We start from the raw sequence: 16,369 nt of genomic DNA, 5'->3' as shown, positions 1-16,369 counted from the left end.
TTTGAGATTGCGCTATAAGCCATACAGTTATAAACAGCTTTATAGTTTTGCTTTTGTTAGTAGAGTTGTTATTGAGACTCATTTTATCAAGGTATTGAAAGAGAGATTATATTTATGGCGAATACACCTTCTGCTCGAAAAGCGGTGCGCAAGGTTGCAGCACGCACACAGGTTAATAGGGCCCGCCGTTCACGCGTTCGTACTTTTATGCGTAAGTTTGATGATGCTTTAGCTGGTGGCGATAAGGCGTGTGCAGAAATTGCATTTAAGAATTTTGAGCCTGAAATTATGCGTGCGGTTTCTAAAGGGGTTTTTCATAAAAATGCTGCTGCACGGAAAGTATCGCGTTTAGCTAAACGTTTGAAGGCTTTCAGCGTTTAAGCTTTTTCTTTTTTATTGGGAAACAAGCCAGTATCCGTAAGGATACTGGCTTTTTGTTTTTTGTTTCAAAAAGCTTCCATTGAAAATAAGAATCGACAACGATTCTCTTCTTTAAAAAGGAGAGAAAGTTTATAGAGGGAGTAAGGTTATCCACAAGCTTTGTGGATTTTTACAGAGTCTTTTTTGTCAAGCATTTTATTTTTTTTTTTTTTAATCTGAAGAGATTCTTTAATTGTTAATAAATTCAGAAAAAAAATGAGTTGAATCAATTATTTTTCTCATTCCTCATTGATGTAAGCATTTTAAAAGCATTTTTTTGGGGCTTTTGATTGTATTTTGACCTCTTGCATTTTACCTCTGCTGTTTTGTATGGTTTCTATGAGGACTAAAAAGCATGAAGGGGTCATATCAGCGCATTATCCTGTATTTTGTTGGATACAAGATGCTTTGGTTTAGGCTTTTCGAAGCTTTTGTGTTGGATAGGTTTTCTGATGGTTTTTTAGTTTTCATGATTGGTATGTTTACCATTTTAAAAGGGTGGATCATATCAGTGAGTGCAAGTAAATCTTATTGGTCATCTTTGTTAATGGGGTTGTAATGAGGCTACCCTAGGGGAGGATGAGGAATCTTATTGGGGGTAGGGCGTTTTGCCTTCGCTAGATTTATTTTAGCTGTTTGGCAGGACAGAATTTTATTTTTATCAGGATGAAAGATGGTGGATAAATTGAACTCTAAAGCTAGTTCCTTTAAAAGGGTTTCGGTGAACATTCTGCCGGCAGAGAATATAATAAAGAATAGGATGATGGGTGGGGAGGGGACTGTTTGTAAAAATGCTTCTATAGCGCCCTCTCTTGTTTCAGAGGAGGAAGGTGCGGCGGCTTTTGTCCGTGTTATGGCACAATTAAAGGTGCAGGTTGGTGTTGAGGCTTATACCAGTTGGTTTGGTCGTGTAAAGCTTGCTGAATATAGTCATACTCTTGTAAAGCTTTCTGTTCCTACTGCTTTTTTGCGTTCATGGATTAATAATCACTATGGTTCTCTTTTGACTCATTTATGGAAACAAGAGAATTCGGCGATTCTTCGTGTTGAAGTCATTGTTCGCGGTATGGAACGTGTTTCAAGAGAAGTCATTTGTAAAACAAGTGCACCTTCTGTTGTGCTGCAGGAGCAGGCAGCTTCATCTTTTGTTGAGAGTTGTGCAGAGCATTCAGTCAAGAGTTCTCAGACTGGGGTTTTTGGATCTCCACTTGATTCTCGCTATACTTTTGAAAGTTTTGTTGAGGGGGCTTCTAATCGTGTTGCTTTAGCGGCTGCACGTTCAATTGCGGAGGGGCATAAAAGCGCTTTACGTTTTAATCCTCTTTTTATTCATGCATCTGTTGGTTTGGGAAAAACACATTTGCTTCAAGCGATTGCGGCTTCTGCATTGAAGCGTTTAACATCTGCACGTGTTATTTATTTAACTGCTGAATACTTTATGTGGCGTTTTGCGACAGCTATTCGTGATAATGATGCTCTTTCTTTTAAAGAACAGCTTCGCGATATCGACCTTTTGATTATTGATGATATGCAGTTTTTGCAGGGTAAGTCGATACAACATGAGTTTTGCCATTTGCTTAATATGTTGCTTGATAGTGCAAAACAAGTTGTTGTCGCTGCAGATCGCCCACCGGCGGAATTAGAATCGCTTGATCTTCGCGTTCGATCTCGTCTTCAAGGAGGGGTCGCACTTGAAATTGAAGCACCAGATTATGAAATGCGTTTACAAATGTTGCGCCAGCGGTTAAAGGTGGCACAACAAGATGATGGCATGATATCAATCTCTGATGATATCTTGGAATATATTGCGAAAACGGTTTTAGGGTCGGGACGTGATATTGAAGGGGCATTTAATCAGTTGTTATTTCGTCAATCTTTTGAGTCTAATTTATCTTTAGAACGGATTGATGAGTTATTAGGTCACTTGACACGTCCTGGAGAACCTAAGCGAATTCGGATTGAAGAAATTCAGCGTACGGTAGCGCGCCATTATAATGTTTCTAAACAGGACTTGTTGTCTAATCGCCGAACACGTACGGTTGTGAAGCCACGGCAAGTTGCGATGTATTTAGCAAAAGTATTAACTCCCCGTTCGTTGCCAGAAATTGGACGCCGTTTTGGTGGGCGTGATCATACAACAGTTTTACACGCTGTGCGTAAAATTGAGGATTTGGTTTGTGGTGATCAGACCTTAGCCAAGGAACTTGAATTGCTTAAGCGGTTGATTGGAGAACAGGCTGTATAATGTTTATCGTTTCTTTCTTTAGAGAAACTTTAAAGGATTTAATAAAAGGATTTGTTTTTTCTTATGCAGTAGTGGCTTGTCATTTTAAGAGAGGTTTAATAAACTCTATTAGGCGATTCTTTAAAGAGGATCTGTTGTTTTAATTCTAAAGAATTCTTATAGTTTTTGGTAAATCATACGAGGCTTTTATGCGCATTACAGTTGATCGCAGTCAATTTCTCAAGTCTCTAGGTCGTGTTCATCGTGTGGTAGAGCGCCGTAATACTGTTCCTATTTTATCGAATGTGCTGATTGATGCAGAAAATGGTCGTGTGCAGTTAAAGGCAACAGATCTTGATTTAGAGGTTACAGAATCTTTTACGGTAAATGTTGAACAAGCTGGAGCAATAACTGTTCCAGCACATTTGCTTTATGATATTATTCGGAAACTGAGTGATGGCAGTGAAGTTGTATTATCCGTTGATGAGAATCAAGCAAGTACAATGTCTGTTGTTTCGGGTTGTGCACATTTTCAGCTTCAATGTCTTCCGAAGGTAGATTTTCCAGAGTCACTTCCTGGGCAGTTTGGTTATCGCTTTTCTCTATCGGCATCAGGGTTAAGACGTTTACTTGATTGTACGCAATTTGCTATTTCTACTGAAGAAACCCGTTATTATCTTAATGGTATTTACTTCCATGTTGTTAATGATGGTGTTTTGAAACTGCGTTTGGTTGCAACGGATGGTCATCGTTTGGCACAAGTTGAGATGGAGGCTCCTTCAGGAGTTGAGGGAATGCCCGGTGTTATTGTTCCCCGTAAAACTGTAGGAGAGTTGCAGAAACTTCTTTCAGAAGAAAATGATGGTGATGTATGTATAGAGCTTTCAGAGACAAAGATTCGTTTTTCTGTGGGTTCTGTTATTTTTACATCAAAGTTAATTGATGGAACATTTCCAGATTATCAGCGCGTTATCCCTCTTGGAAATGATAAAGAATTAATTGTTAATAGGCAGGGTTTTTCTTCTGCAGTTGATCGTGTTTCAACGATTTCAAGTGATCGGGGGCGTGCAGTCAAGTTAACGATTGAGCATGGACAGTTAAAGCTTATCGTTAATAGTCCTGATTCGGGCAGTGCAGAAGATCAATTATCAGTAACTTACACATCTGAACCGCTTGAGATAGGGTTTAATTCACGTTATCTTTTGGATATCGCTGGGCAGCTTTCAAGCGATGAGATGGTTTTTATGTTGGCTGAGGCTGGAGCACCGGCTCTGATTCGTGATAATGATGATGCAGATGTGCTCTATGTGCTGATGCCTATTCGCGTTTAGGGGCAATTGTTTTGCAATGCATGGCGAGTTGTGTGCACAAAGTGGCAGTGAGGCAGCTGAAGCTTTTACGTTATCGCAATTATTCTTTTTTTAATATTCATTTTTCGGGTCAGCATGTGGTTTTTACTGGCCATAACGGCGCTGGTAAGACGAATCTTTTAGAGGCGTTATCTTTTCTTTCTCCTGGTCGTGGTTTGCGACGTGCTGCTTATTCTGATGTTAGCTTTGTAGAGGGCGGAGGTGAAGGATTCGTTGTATTTGCACGTCTTGAATGTGCTCTTTATGGTGAAGTAAAGATTGGTACAGCTTTGGAGGTTAGCGATAACAGTCGAAAGGTCCATATTAATGGTGTGAATGAGTCGAATGATTGTCTAACAGATTATTGTCATATTAGTGTCCTAACACCGTCTATGGATGGTCTTTTTACAGGTCCTTCACTTGAGCGCCGTAGTTTTTTGGATCGTATGGTTTTAGCGATTGATCCCTTGCATAGGCGCCGCATAGCCGATTATGATAGAGTTATGCGTGCACGTAATCGCTTATTTTTGGATGGAAATGAAGATTGTGCTTGGTTTGATGCTTTAGAAAAACAGATGGCAGAATTGGCGACAGCTATTTCTGCGGCGCGTGTTGATGTTATTCGGCTTTTAAATGACATGTTTACACAAATGCCGTCTCATATACCTTTTCCACGAGCTTTTTTGCAAATTGATGGTTTTTTAGAAACAGCTCTTAGTGAAATATCAGCAACTGAAGTTGAAGAGCGATTTTGTGATCAGTTGCAGCGTAATCGCGCAATGGATCGTGCTGCTGGGCGAACATTAGAAGGACCACATCGCGCAGATTTGCAGGTTTTTTATGCTGATAAGAATATAGCAGCAACATCTTGTTCAACAGGTGAACAAAAAGCGCTGCTGACAGGTTTAGTTTTATGTCATGCACGTCTAACAGGTATGATGTCGGAAAGGGCTCCCATTCTTCTTCTTGATGAAATGGCTGCTCATCTTGATTTGCATCGACGTGCTGCTTTATTTGATATTCTTGATGATTTAGCTGTGCAAACATTTATGACAGGAACAGATCGTGTTTTATTTGATGCCTTAAAAGGACGCGCAGAATTTTTTGAGATTAAGAATGGAGCTTTATTGCTGTAAAAAATAAAAAACATGCTAAATATTTTTCTAATAAGTGATGACTCTGAAAGAAAAGGCTTGCTATGTCTGTAACGATAACGATTTTAAATGGTCCTAATTTAAACTTTTTGGGTCAACGTGAGCCAGGAATTTATGGAACTGAAACTCTAGAAGATATTGAGAAATTTTGCAGAGAATGGGCAAAAAAAGCTGATGTTATAATAAATTTTTATCAAAGTAACTGTGAAGGTCAGTTAGTAGAATGGATACAAGAAGCAATAGGGGTAAGTTCTGGATTGATTATCAACCCAGCTGCTTACAGTCACACATCGATTGCACTTCTTGATGCACTAAAAATGTTTTCAGGGACGAAAGTAGAAGTTCATTTATCTCATATTTATCAGCGTGAAGCTTTTCGCCACCATTCTTATACATCTGCAGGTGTAGACGCTATCATAGCTGGGTGTGGAGGTGATGGATATCGGTTTGCACTTGAATATATTGCAAAACAATTAAGTTGTAATCGGTAAAGAGCAAACGTTGGATAAGAGTAGTATTGGCATTGAATTCACTTGATAATTATTTTCAAATCTGTACAATATTAAGGTGTTATATTATGACAATTTTTAGTGCGTATGACGGGGGTAAATGAAGATGAAAAGCTTTGTTAGACAATTAGAGATGCTTGTGATTTTAGGGGGAGCACTGCTTTTGTCTGGTTGTAAAATTGATGTTATACAGCCATCAGGTTATGTTGCACGTCAACAGTTAATTTTGATTGTTGTTTGTGTGGCTGTTATGCTTTGCGTTGTCATTCCAGTAATGGTGAGTGTGGTATTTTTAGCTATAAAATATCGTGCATCGAATGTGAAAGCGGACTATTCTCCTGATTGGGCGCATTCAAATAAAATTGAAGCGTTGATGTGGAGTATTCCCGTTGTAATCATAATGGTTTTAGGTTCATTAACAACTTATTATACCTATAAGCTTGAGCCTACAAATCCCCTTCCAGTAGAGGTGGTGGGTGAAGGAAAGCCATTGCAGATTGATGCTGTAGCTCTTGATTGGAAATGGCTTTTTATTTATCCTGAATATGGTGTTGCATCGATTAATGAAATTTACGCGCCTGAAGGACGTCAAGTTTTATTGCAATTGACGTCAGAGAATTCTGTCAATGCCTTTTGGGTTCCCAAATTGGGTACGGTTCTTTATGCTATGCCGCAGATGAATGCTAAGTTGCATTTGGTTGCTGAAGAACAAGGGGTATTCAAAGGGACCTCAGCAAATTACAGTGGTGATGGTTTTTCGGGTATGCGGTTTAAGTGGCATTCTGTGTCTTCGCAGGATTTTGAGGATTGGATTGTAAAAGCTCGGGCTAATGGTCGAGTACTTGATCGTACATCTTATCGTCAACTTTCTATTGCGCCTCGTATGGGTGATATTGCTGCGAAGGAAAAAGATGCTGAAGTTCGTTATTTTGCACCTGTTGAGAAGCGGCTTTACTATCGTGTTGTTAATCGATGTGTCGATGAAAATACGGTGTGTAATGAAGATTTAATGAAACGTGCTGCTGCTCAGACGCTATGGGGTGCACTGTGTTCAGTATTTGATCCTGATGTTATTTAAAGGGTCAATAGAGAAAGAGCCCTTTTAATATTTTTAATATAAGGTTTCTTTTAAACTTAAATTTCATTTGAAATGGGTTGAGAAATGTTTGGAAGACTTACAGATCCTACGGCAGGTGCTTTTCATGCGCTTGCACATGAACCAATCGTTTTGTATACATGTATTGCGATTGTTTTGGTTGGTTTAATTGCTGTCGTTGCTCTGACAGCGCTTGGGTGGTGGGGAATTTTATGGCGAAATTGGATTACAACTGTTGACCATAAGCGCATAGGCATAATGTATATAGTTCTTGGAATTATTATGCTTGTTCGCGGTTTTGCGGATGCACTTATGATGCGAACGCATCAAGCTTTAGCTCTTGGGAGTGAAACAGCAGGTTATTTACCTCCTGAGCATTTTGATCAAATTTTTTCGGCGCATGGTACGATCATGATTTTTTTCATGGCTACGCCTATTTTATTTGGTCTTTTTAATTATCTGATACCGCTTCAAATTGGTGCGCGTGATGTTGCTTTTCCCTTTGCAAATAATCTGGGTTTTTGGATTACGGCAGCTGGGGCGATTTTGATTAATATATCCCTAGGTGTTGGTAATTTTGGTCGTGGTGGTTGGTTGATGTATCCACCTTTTACAGAATTACAAACGAGTCCAGATACAGGGGTAGATTATTATTTATGGTCTCTTCAGCTTTCTGGTATTGCAACAACAATGGGATCAGTGAATTTTATTGCAACGATGATTAAAATGCGTGCTCCTGGAATGACAATGATGAAAATGCCTATTTTTTGTTGGAGCGCTTTTGTCAGCAATGTTCTTATTGTAGTTATTTATCCTGTCTTAACTGTTGCTTTTGCGCTCTTGGCATGTGATCGTTATTTGAACATGAATTTCTTTACTAACGTTGGTGGTGGAAATCCAATGGTGTGGATTAATTATGTTTGGGTTTTTGGTCACCCTGAAGTGTATGTTTTGGTTGTTCCTGCTTTTGGCATTGTGTCTGAAGTTGTCTCAACTTTTTCTTCAAAACGCCTCTTTGGTTATACTTCCATGATATGGGCTATGGTGGTTATTTTGATTCTTTCGCTTCTTGTTTGGGGACATCATTTCTTTACAATGGGTGGTGGTGAAGCTGTAAATACCTTCTTTAGTATTGCTACGATGATCATCGCAGTTCCAACAGGTGTAAAAGTCTTTAATTGGCTGCTCACGATGTATAAAGGTCGGATTCGCTTTGAGCCTCCAATGCTTTGGTGCATGGGAATGATCTTTACGTTTGTTGGTGGTGGGTTAACTGGTGTTTTATTATCTATTGTTCCTGCAGATTGGCAGTTTCATAATTCGCTCTTTTTGATAGCGCATTTCCATCATACAATTATTGGAGGTGTGGTTTTCGCTTATTTAGCAGGGCTTGCTTTTTGGTTTCCAAAAGCTTTTGGTTATAAACCAAATCGCATATTAGGTATTGCATCTTTCTGGTGTTGGTTTATTGGTTTTTACCTTGCGTTTTTCCCTGTTTATGCGCTTGGTTTAATGGGTGCAACACGTCGTCTCCAGCATTACATGGAACCTAGTTGGCAGCCGATGTTTATTATTGCTGCTCTAGGTGCTTTTATTATCTTGCTTGGTATCCTTTGTTTTGTGTTACAGGTTGTTTTGGCGATTTGGTACGGTATTAAGCATAAAGGTCACCTACCGGTAACGTTGAATGATTCTTGGGGTGATGCACGTACACTTGAATGGTTTACCTCTTCACCGCCTCCTGCCTACAATTTTGCCCTCCTTCCAAAGATACAGTCTGATGATGCTTATTGGAATATGAAGAAAAGTGGTTATCAACGCCCGACAAGTGGATTCACAAAAATTCATATGCCGTCGAATACATCGGCTGGAATTATTGCGGGATTCTTCTTATTAGTTGTTGGTTTTGCACTTGTTTGGCATATTTGGTGGCTTGCTGCTGTTGGACTGATTGGTTTTATTGCAACGCTTGTGTGTCATTCATTAACAGGTGATCATCATGGTTATTATATTCCAGCTGAAGAAGTACAAAAAACTGAAGATGCCTTTACAGCTGTTCTTAAAGAACAAGGAGTGACAGTATGAGTGCAGTAACAATGAATAATGCGAGTACCGTGGATGAACATCACCATGATAATAGCTCGGTAATGACGTTTGGTTTTTGGGTCTATATTCTTTCAGATTTGATCCTATTTTCGACACTTTTTTCAAGTTTTGCTGTTTTTTCTGCTTCTTATGGTGGTGGTAAGGCGGGTAATGAATTTATTGATTTAAAATTTGTTTTGGTTGAGACGGCTTTTTTATTGTTTTCATCCGTTACTTATGGCTTTGCAATGGTACAAGCTCATAAAAATAACATCAGTGGTGTGCGTTTATGGATGGCTATTACCTTTGTATTGGGGTGTTGCTTTATTGGCATGGAACTTTATGAATTTCATGAACTTTTGAGTGAAGTATTTTATTATGATCCAAATGCTTATGCTGGTATTGATTCTGCAACAGGTTTACAGCTTTTCGGACGGGAGATACTTTCTGCTTATTGGTCCGCATTTTTTGCTTTGGTTGGCACCCATGGTCTTCACGTGAGTGTTGGTCTTCTTTGGATGGTCGTGATGTTTTGTCATCTTCGTCGTAATGGCTTGGATCAGGATAATAAAACACGTTTAGCGTGCCTTTCCATTTTTTGGCATTTACTTGATATTGTATGGGTTGGTGTTTTCACCATGGTTTATCTATTAGGAGCGTTGTGATGAGCATGCAAAATGAAACACATGGTCCCAGTACTGGTTCCTATTTGGTCGGTTTTATTCTGGCTGTATTTTTCACTTTGGGTTCTTTTATTCCTGTGATGTGTGGAATGATGGAAAGTTGGGCAGTCAGTACAAAAGTTGCATATCTTATTGGGATGGCGATTATTCAGATTGTAGTACAAATTGTTTTCTTTTTACACTTGAGTTCTGGTCCAGATGCCAAGTGGAATTTAAGTGCGTTATGGTTTGCTGCTATTTGCGTTTTTATTATTATTGGGGGTACATGGTGGGCTATTTCTCATTTGAATTATAATATGATGGGTGGCTCAGGACGTGTTATTGAACCGGAAGTATCAAGTAGAGATGGTTCTTCAGTATCTGAGCCGTTATCAAACAAAGATGTATCCGTAAGCAAACAACCAGAAAAAATATTGGGTTCAGAGGTTTCCATGGAGCGGGTACCAAGTACGCATTCTCCTGTAGATCAAATTCTTGGCTCAGAGGTGCCTATTGAGCATGTACCAAGTACGCATTCTCCTGTAGATCAAGTTCCTGGCTCAGAGGTGCCAATGGAGCATGTACCAAGTACGCATTCTCCTGTAGATCAAGTTCCTGGCTCAGAGGTGCCAATGGAGCAGGTACCAAGTACGCATTCTCCTGTAGATCAGATTCCTGGCTCAGAGGTGCCAATGGAGCATGTACCAAGTACGCATTCTCCTGTAGATCAAGTTCCTGGCTCAGAGGTGCCTATGGAGCAAGTACCAAGTACGCAGTTTCCTGTAGAGTAGTTGTTAGAAATATCTGTGGAGCTGATGCGGCATGTATCAGCTCTTACAGATGTCATCGCAGGAATTTGTAGGATATAAAGAGGGCTAAGTACAAGATATTGGTTGAATGAGTACCATGATTTTGAATATGCTTTTATTTTAAATGAGAAAGTCCATGGAATATTTAGTCAAGCTTTGATTTTTGAGACAAATAGCTATTGTAGAATATACAAAAATTATATTTGTATGATTAAGTACAAATAAAGAGGGTTTGAGAAACAAGTTTTATGGTATGTTAGAGAAAGCTACTAAAAAGTAACATTTTTAGATTTACAGGATTTATATTAGAGATAGCATTGAAGTTATTGGTAATAATAATATGCGATTGAAATCAAAAATTTAGAGAATAATCAGAAAACTTAATGAAAACCGTTGCAATGACCGTTATTGGTGCTGGTTCTTTTGGTACTGCATTAGCAATTGCTCTTGCTCGTAATGGTCATAGTGTTTTACTTTGGGGATATAATTCTCAACATATCACAGAATTACAGGAACAACGTTGTAATCAGGCATATTTACCCGATATACGATTTCCTGAAAATTTATTACTTGAAACTTCACTTGAAACTGCGATAACAGCAAGTCACAATACATTAATTGCTGTTCCAAGCCATGTCTTTCATCAAGTTTTGTATAATATTCAGCCTTATTTGGATCAGCATTCACGTGTTATTTGGGCAACGAAGGGGTTAGAACATGGTACAGGACGTTTCTTACAAGAAGTTGCTCGTGAGATTTTAGGGGAAAAAATTCCTTTAGCTATTTTTTCTGGACCCACTTTTGCTAAAGAATTGGCTATTGGTTGGCCTACTGCAATGACGATAGCAGCTTCTGATGTTGTGTTTGGTAAAGAATTGCAGCAACTTTTTCATTGTGATAAAAATTTTAGAGTTTATAAAAGCTCAGATATGATTGGCGTTCAATTAGGGGGAGCAGTTAAAAATGTTATTGCTATTGGTGCAGGAATATCAGATGGCATGGGATTTGGGGCAAATGCACGAATAGCTCTCATCACACGAGGACTAACTGAAATCAGTCGTTTAGGGGAAGCTATGGGTGCTGAGCTTTCCACATTTATGGGAATGACAGGCTTAGGTGATTTGGTTTTGACATGTACTGATAATCAGTCGCGTAATCGCCGTTTTGGAATACTTCTTGGTAAAGGAATAGATATAAAAGAAGCAGAAAAACAAATTGGTCAGGTTGTGGAAGGATACTTAAATACCAAGGAAGTACATACGTTGGCGCAGCGTATTGGGGTAGAAATGCCTATTGTAGAACAAATTTATCAAATTCTCTATTGTGGTAAAAACATAACTGAAGCGGCTAATGCATTACTAAGCCGCACTCTCAAGGACGAAATATATTGATATCCGGTGTTTCTAAATAATTCCAATCATAAAAAATAGAAATATGCTATGATAGAAATATAAAATAGATTGTATTGATGACTGCAATCATATTGCGGAAAATTGACAGATTCATATAATTCGATTCTTTATAAAATATGGTTGAAATATAAAAGTTTTGGCTTTTGTCTAAGTCATTTCTTTGAAAATAAATTATTGTTTCTACTTACACATGTTGATGTAAGGTTAATTAAAGAGATATTTTTATTTTAAACTTATCTCGCAATGATATTTGCAAACAGAATAATAGAAGAGATGCATTGGAAAGAAGGAGCATATTTATGGTAGGTATAGGCTAGAAATATCATTACTATTATACAATATTATCTACTACTTTTGGTGTTTGAGATGTTTTAGTAATGATATTTACGCTTTTTCTTTTCCCACATGTCAATTCTACATTGTATATGCAAGAGACGTTTTTTTTAATTCTAAATGTAAAAGTCTGAAATTGAAAGAATGTTATTGTATTTATGGTTATCATTTAAACTAAAAAATGATGTGATTACAAAGATAAGAGGTTAATCTACATTCATAATTTATTGTATTTTTATATTGAATTAATCAAAATCATTTACTTGTTACAAATGGGGTGGCGTGTGAATAAAAGTTATTTAAAAAAGGAATAAAAATACTTCTAATGAATTATCTCAAGCGTCAAGGGATATTGCAACATGAGGATTTGGCAAGTAAAATGATGGTGTTGGCTTTATTATCCGCATAAACGTCAAGATTATGGTGTCAAAAGGCTGTTGTATACTTCACAGAGATTTTAATTATATATTCACGGATATCGTTGTGAAATGGAATTGCATGCATTGAGAGATGCCTTTAAAAAAAATAGGTGAATGAACAACAGAAATAGTATTTTAGAGTGTTTTACTTTACCTGATGCATTAGTTATGCTTTCTATTAAAGAACGTGCAAAACAAGGGTGTGATGTAAGGCGTATCGCCATTATTAAAAAAATATTGATGTAGATGCTTTTAAAAACCGTAAAATCTCATTAAAGAATGGAGATTACGCATTGCCTCGCGTTTTTGTTTATTGCGTTCTTTAATAGGGTCACGTCCTTCGCGAAGAACAGAGCACTATAGGGTTACACATTAACGGGCTTGTTTTAAAGAAACGTTTCTCAAGGTACCCAAACCTATTTCACGATGACACTCATTGAAGGATATTAACGGTAAATCCATTGAGCACCCCCATCTTTACGCTTATGAAGAAGCAAGTCGGCACCATCATTATATTTGTCATCTCCCAATGTTGCGAAAACCCTTGGTACTTAAGATGGTTCATAAGAGCCAGTTTAGTCTTTTCTTGTACAGTTTTTACCTACACGCCAGCCCCGCTTTTGACGTGCAAGGGAATGGGTTTTATTGATTCAAGATAAACAGGTTTGAAATAAGAGTGTCTTATAACATTCAGGTCTATCATTCAACATACAAAACAGAAAATTATTATTATTATAAATCAATATATTGTCAATGAAGGATGATAAAATTAATGATTGATTTCTTTATGCCTTCATATTCTTCCTAAATTAGATTGTATTTACCTTATCAAGGATAAATCAAACGATAGGCAATATTTTCTTTAATCTAATATATAAAAGCTAAGGGTTTTAATAGTCCTAATTTCTGTCTCAAACTATGTCGGCATGAGAGGTGGATATTGATCTACAGGCAACAGTAAAAACGGCTTTAGTAAGGTAAATAACGTCACAAAACACAAAATTTAACTAAAATGGACTGAAGAAGTATTCCGGTTTTTATAAAATAATTTACAAAACAACGGGCGTCATACACTTTGTTTTGTGTTTACTGACTCTTACAAACATCTACATACGTTTTTTACGTCATATTTTTATGAGTTAATACACTATTATAATGCAGAAAAAGTACTCAATATGCAACTAAAGTACTATGCATATGATTAATTTTATTTTTCTAATGTGATGATTTTTATCCTTCTTGGGCATCGTCACTTTTTTTCAGTTCTTCAAGTATTGGCATAGACATGATGTTATAGCCTGAATCAACATAATGGATTTCACCTGTAACGCCTGATGATAAATCAGAGAGTAGATAAAGAGCAGATTTTCCAATTTCATGAATATTCACGGTACGACGTAATGGGGCATTACGGCGTTGATGTGAAAATATTGCCCGTGCAGCTGCAATACCATTACCTGCTAAGGTTCTAACAGGACCAGCTGAAATTGCATTGACGCGGATATTTTGAGGACCAAAGTCCGCTGCTAAATAACGTACCATAGCTTCTAAAGCAGCCTTAGCAACGCCCATGATGTTATAATTAGGGACAACTTGCTGTGAAGCACCATAGGTAAGGGTTAGAAGTGTTCCTCCATTGGGCATAAGTTTACCCGCACGCTGGGCAATTTCAGTAAAGGAATAAGCTGAAATCACCATCGTGCGTTGAAAGTTTTCACGTGTTGTAACATCAACGTAACGCCCTTTTAGCTGAGTTTTATCTGAAAAACCAATGGCATGGACAATAAAATCAATAGTTTTCCATTCTTTTTCAAGTTGCTCAAAGACGTAGTCAACGTCTTCAATTTTTTCAACATCGCACTCTAGCACTAATTTGCAGCCAAGTTTATCGGCTAGGGGCTGAACACGTTTTCCGAAAGCATCTCCTTGATAAGTTAATGCTAATTCAGCTCCTGCTTGCGCGAGTTGACAGGCAATACCCCAAGCAATTGAATGGTCATTCGCAATTCCCATAATAAGGCCGCGTTTGCCCTCCATCAAACCTTTCATATTATTCTCCGTAAGACCGTACTTTTTCAATTACTAAGCACTTTCGTTTATACATAGCGTTGGAAAACTAGCGTTGCATTGGTACCGCCAAAGCCAAAAGTATTTGACAATACGGTATTCAATTGTTGATGATCACGTCGTTCACGAACGATTGGCATATCAGCAAAAGCTGGATCAAGTTCTTCAATATGGGCACTTTCACAAATAAAATTATGATTCATCATTAACAATGTATAGATTGCTTCGTGAACACCTGCTGCTCCCAAGGAATGTCCTGTTAGAGATTTGGTAGCGGAAATGGGGGGACATTGATCACCCTCTCCAAAGATACGTCGGATAGCTTCTATTTCAGGAGGATCACCAACAGGGGTTGCTGTTGCATGGGGATTAATGTAATCAATTTTATTATTGACAGTTGCAAGGGCCATGCGCATGCACCGTTCTGCTCCCTCTCCTGATGGGGCGACCATATCATGTCCATCGGATGTAGCTCCATATCCAACGATTTCTCCATAGATTTTTGCACCACGTGCTTTAGCAAGTTCTAGATCTTCAAGGACCAAAACGCCAGCTCCTCCAGCAATGACAAAACCATCACGATTGACATCATAAGCACGCGAAGCTTTTTGAGGGATGTCATTATATCTGCTAGACATAGCGCCCATCGCATCGAATAAAACGGAGAGTGTCCAATCCAAATCTTCGCAGCCACCGGCAAAGACGCGCTTCTGTTTACCATATTGGATCATTTCATAAGCATTACCAATACAATGATTGGAAGTAGCACAAGCTGAAGAGATTGAATAGTTTACCCCTTTTATTTTAAAGAAAGTTGCCAGTGTTGCAGATGCTGTAGAACTCATCGCTTTAGGGACAACAAAAGGTCCAACACGTTTGGGACCTTTTTGACGTGTAATGTCAGCAGCTTCTACGATTGATTGAGTTGAAGAACCTCCAGAACCCATAATAATACCCGTGTGTTCGTTTGATACTTCATGAGGCTCTAGACCAGCATCTAAGATTGCTTGATCCATAGCGATGTGATTCCACGCTGTTCCACGTCCATGAAAACGGAGAGCACGTCGATCTACGAGCTCTTCTATATTAATATCGGGTTTTCCGTAAACTCTGCTACGAAAGCCTAATTCGGCATATTGAGGTGCGTAAGAAATTCCGGATTTTGCTTCACGTAAACTGGTTAAAACAGCTTGAGGTCCATTTCCAATCGCGGAGACAATTCCCATTCCGGTTACAACAACTCGACGCATTTATACCTCCTTGTTCCATACAGAATAGTAAAAAATTCTTTCTGAATGAAAATAACGTTCAATCTTCTTTAAATAAAGCAACGCGTAAATCATTCGCTTTATAAATAGTCTCTCCATCTGCTTTTAGCCACCCATCGGCTATTCCTAAGACTAAATTTCCACGCCGAATACGCTTGAAATCTATTCCATATTCAAGAAGTTTGGTTTGTGGAGTTATCATACCTGATAACTTTACTTCACCTGTTGATATCGCTCTTCCTTTCCCTGGTTCGCCTAGCCAACCAAGAAAAAAACCTGTTAATTGCCACATACCATCTAGTCCAAGACATCCTGGCATGACAGGATCACCTATAAAGTGACAATCAAAGAACCACAGGTCTGGTGTAATGTCAAATTCGGCACGAACCATTCCTTTATCGTATTCACCACCAGTTTCACTAATTTGAGTGATTCGATGAATCATCAACATTGGCGGTGCCGGCAATTGCGCATTACCCCTACCAAACATTTCACCGCGAGCACAGCTTAGAAGCTCTTCATAAGTGTAGTGAGACTTTTGTTTAGCCATTGTTACTCCATT

General features: G+C 38.4%; 14 protein-coding genes and 1 pseudogene. 11 read left to right on the top strand and 4 right to left on the bottom strand.

The window, feature by feature from the left end:
- Positions 1-114: 114 nt before the first annotated feature.
- From rpsT to ACFINC_RS00155, 11 genes are all read left to right on the top strand, one after another.
- A complete protein-coding gene (gene rpsT, locus ACFINC_RS00205) occupies positions 115-381 on the top strand; it encodes a 30S ribosomal protein S20 (RefSeq protein ID WP_375615582.1) in 267 nt (88 codons plus the stop codon).
- 712 nt (positions 382-1,093) lie between these two features.
- Complete coding sequence (dnaA, locus tag ACFINC_RS00200) at positions 1,094-2,665, top strand: chromosomal replication initiator protein DnaA (RefSeq protein WP_375615581.1); 1,572 nt, start codon at positions 1,094-1,096, stop codon at positions 2,663-2,665.
- Between the two features lie 188 nt (positions 2,666-2,853).
- Positions 2,854-3,975 (top strand): DNA polymerase III subunit beta, encoded by a 1,122-nt coding sequence (gene dnaN / locus ACFINC_RS00195; RefSeq protein ID WP_375615580.1) that lies wholly within the window; start codon positions 2,854-2,856, stop codon positions 3,973-3,975.
- Positions 3,976-3,995: 20 nt separating this feature from the next.
- The gene (gene recF, locus ACFINC_RS00190) at positions 3,996-5,129 is read left to right on the top strand and encodes a DNA replication/repair protein RecF (RefSeq protein ID WP_375615579.1); all 1,134 of its coding nucleotides are present in this window, start codon (positions 3,996-3,998) and stop codon (positions 5,127-5,129) included.
- 62 nt (positions 5,130-5,191) lie between these two features.
- Positions 5,192-5,638: a type II 3-dehydroquinate dehydratase gene (gene aroQ / locus ACFINC_RS00185; protein WP_375615578.1), complete on the top strand. Its 447-nt coding sequence runs from the start codon at positions 5,192-5,194 to the stop codon at positions 5,636-5,638.
- A gap of 124 nt (positions 5,639-5,762) precedes the next feature.
- A complete protein-coding gene (cyoA, locus tag ACFINC_RS00180; RefSeq protein WP_375615577.1) occupies positions 5,763-6,734 on the top strand; it encodes a ubiquinol oxidase subunit II in 972 nt (323 codons plus the stop codon).
- A gap of 84 nt (positions 6,735-6,818) precedes the next feature.
- Positions 6,819-8,837 (top strand): cytochrome o ubiquinol oxidase subunit I, encoded by a 2,019-nt coding sequence (gene cyoB, locus ACFINC_RS00175; RefSeq protein WP_375607850.1) that lies wholly within the window; start codon positions 6,819-6,821, stop codon positions 8,835-8,837.
- Positions 8,834-9,502, top strand: a complete 669-nt coding sequence (locus tag ACFINC_RS00170; protein WP_375615576.1) for a cytochrome (ubi)quinol oxidase subunit III — start codon at positions 8,834-8,836, stop codon at positions 9,500-9,502. Before cyoB ends, ACFINC_RS00170 begins: the two co-directional genes overlap by 4 nt.
- Positions 9,503-9,507: 5 nt before the next feature.
- Complete coding sequence (gene cyoD, locus ACFINC_RS00165) at positions 9,508-10,290, top strand: cytochrome o ubiquinol oxidase subunit IV (protein ID WP_375615575.1); 783 nt, start codon at positions 9,508-9,510, stop codon at positions 10,288-10,290.
- A gap of 401 nt (positions 10,291-10,691) precedes the next feature.
- Positions 10,692-11,699, top strand: coding sequence for an NAD(P)H-dependent glycerol-3-phosphate dehydrogenase (gene gpsA, locus ACFINC_RS00160; protein WP_375615574.1), 1,008 nt, complete (start codon positions 10,692-10,694; stop codon positions 11,697-11,699).
- An 887-nt stretch (positions 11,700-12,586) separates the two neighbouring features.
- On the top strand, positions 12,587-12,718 hold the full coding sequence (locus ACFINC_RS00155) for a hypothetical protein (protein WP_375615573.1): 132 nt from the start codon (positions 12,587-12,589) through the stop codon (positions 12,716-12,718).
- Between the two features lie 27 nt (positions 12,719-12,745).
- Here ACFINC_RS00155 and ACFINC_RS00150 read toward each other — a convergent pair.
- The 4 genes and pseudogenes from ACFINC_RS00150 to fabA all read right to left on the bottom strand — a co-directional run.
- A pseudogene (locus tag ACFINC_RS00150) lies at positions 12,746-13,046 on the bottom strand (Arm DNA-binding domain-containing protein); the annotation flags it as partial.
- 656 nt (positions 13,047-13,702) lie between these two features.
- The gene (gene fabI, locus ACFINC_RS00145; RefSeq protein ID WP_375615572.1) at positions 13,703-14,521 is read right to left on the bottom strand and encodes an enoyl-ACP reductase FabI; all 819 of its coding nucleotides are present in this window, start codon (positions 14,519-14,521) and stop codon (positions 13,703-13,705) included.
- A 47-nt stretch (positions 14,522-14,568) separates the two neighbouring features.
- Positions 14,569-15,789, bottom strand: coding sequence for a beta-ketoacyl-ACP synthase I (fabB, locus tag ACFINC_RS00140; protein ID WP_375615571.1), 1,221 nt, complete (start codon positions 15,787-15,789; stop codon positions 14,569-14,571).
- A gap of 58 nt (positions 15,790-15,847) precedes the next feature.
- Positions 15,848-16,357 carry a 3-hydroxyacyl-[acyl-carrier-protein] dehydratase FabA gene (fabA, locus tag ACFINC_RS00135; protein ID WP_375607845.1) on the bottom strand — a complete coding sequence of 170 codons (510 nt, stop codon included), beginning with the start codon at positions 16,355-16,357 and terminating at the stop codon, positions 15,848-15,850.
- Positions 16,358-16,369 lie beyond the last annotated feature (12 nt).

This window comes from Bartonella sp. AP58NXGY (assembly GCF_042195785.1).
Classification (GTDB): Bacteria; Pseudomonadota; Alphaproteobacteria; order Rhizobiales; family Rhizobiaceae; genus Bartonella.
The sequence above is the reverse complement of the archived record's forward strand: the minus strand, read 5'-3'. Positions and strand labels throughout refer to the sequence as shown.

Excerpts from the sequence above, each read along its gene's own strand:
- rpsT (WP_375615582.1), top strand. The coding sequence starts at position 115 with ATGGCGAATACACCTTCTGCTCGAAAAGCGGTGCGCAAGGTTGCAGCA.
- ACFINC_RS00170 (WP_375615576.1), top strand. The coding sequence starts at position 8,834 with ATGAGTGCAGTAACAATGAATAATGCGAGTACCGTGGATGAACATCAC.
- dnaA (WP_375615581.1), top strand. The coding sequence starts at position 1,094 with ATGGTGGATAAATTGAACTCTAAAGCTAGTTCCTTTAAAAGGGTTTCG.
- cyoB (WP_375607850.1), top strand. The coding sequence starts at position 6,819 with ATGTTTGGAAGACTTACAGATCCTACGGCAGGTGCTTTTCATGCGCTT.
- fabB (WP_375615571.1), bottom strand. The coding sequence starts at position 15,789 with ATGCGTCGAGTTGTTGTAACCGGAATGGGAATTGTCTCCGCGATTGGA.
- cyoD (WP_375615575.1), top strand. The coding sequence starts at position 9,508 with ATGCAAAATGAAACACATGGTCCCAGTACTGGTTCCTATTTGGTCGGT.
- fabI (WP_375615572.1), bottom strand. The coding sequence starts at position 14,521 with ATGAAAGGTTTGATGGAGGGCAAACGCGGCCTTATTATGGGAATTGCG.
- dnaN (WP_375615580.1), top strand. The coding sequence starts at position 2,854 with ATGCGCATTACAGTTGATCGCAGTCAATTTCTCAAGTCTCTAGGTCGT.
- recF (WP_375615579.1), top strand. The coding sequence starts at position 3,996 with ATGGCGAGTTGTGTGCACAAAGTGGCAGTGAGGCAGCTGAAGCTTTTA.
- ACFINC_RS00155 (WP_375615573.1), top strand. The coding sequence starts at position 12,587 with ATGAACAACAGAAATAGTATTTTAGAGTGTTTTACTTTACCTGATGCA.
- aroQ (WP_375615578.1), top strand. The coding sequence starts at position 5,192 with ATGTCTGTAACGATAACGATTTTAAATGGTCCTAATTTAAACTTTTTG.
- cyoA (WP_375615577.1), top strand. The coding sequence starts at position 5,763 with ATGAAAAGCTTTGTTAGACAATTAGAGATGCTTGTGATTTTAGGGGGA.
- gpsA (WP_375615574.1), top strand. The coding sequence starts at position 10,692 with ATGAAAACCGTTGCAATGACCGTTATTGGTGCTGGTTCTTTTGGTACT.
- fabA (WP_375607845.1), bottom strand. The coding sequence starts at position 16,357 with ATGGCTAAACAAAAGTCTCACTACACTTATGAAGAGCTTCTAAGCTGT.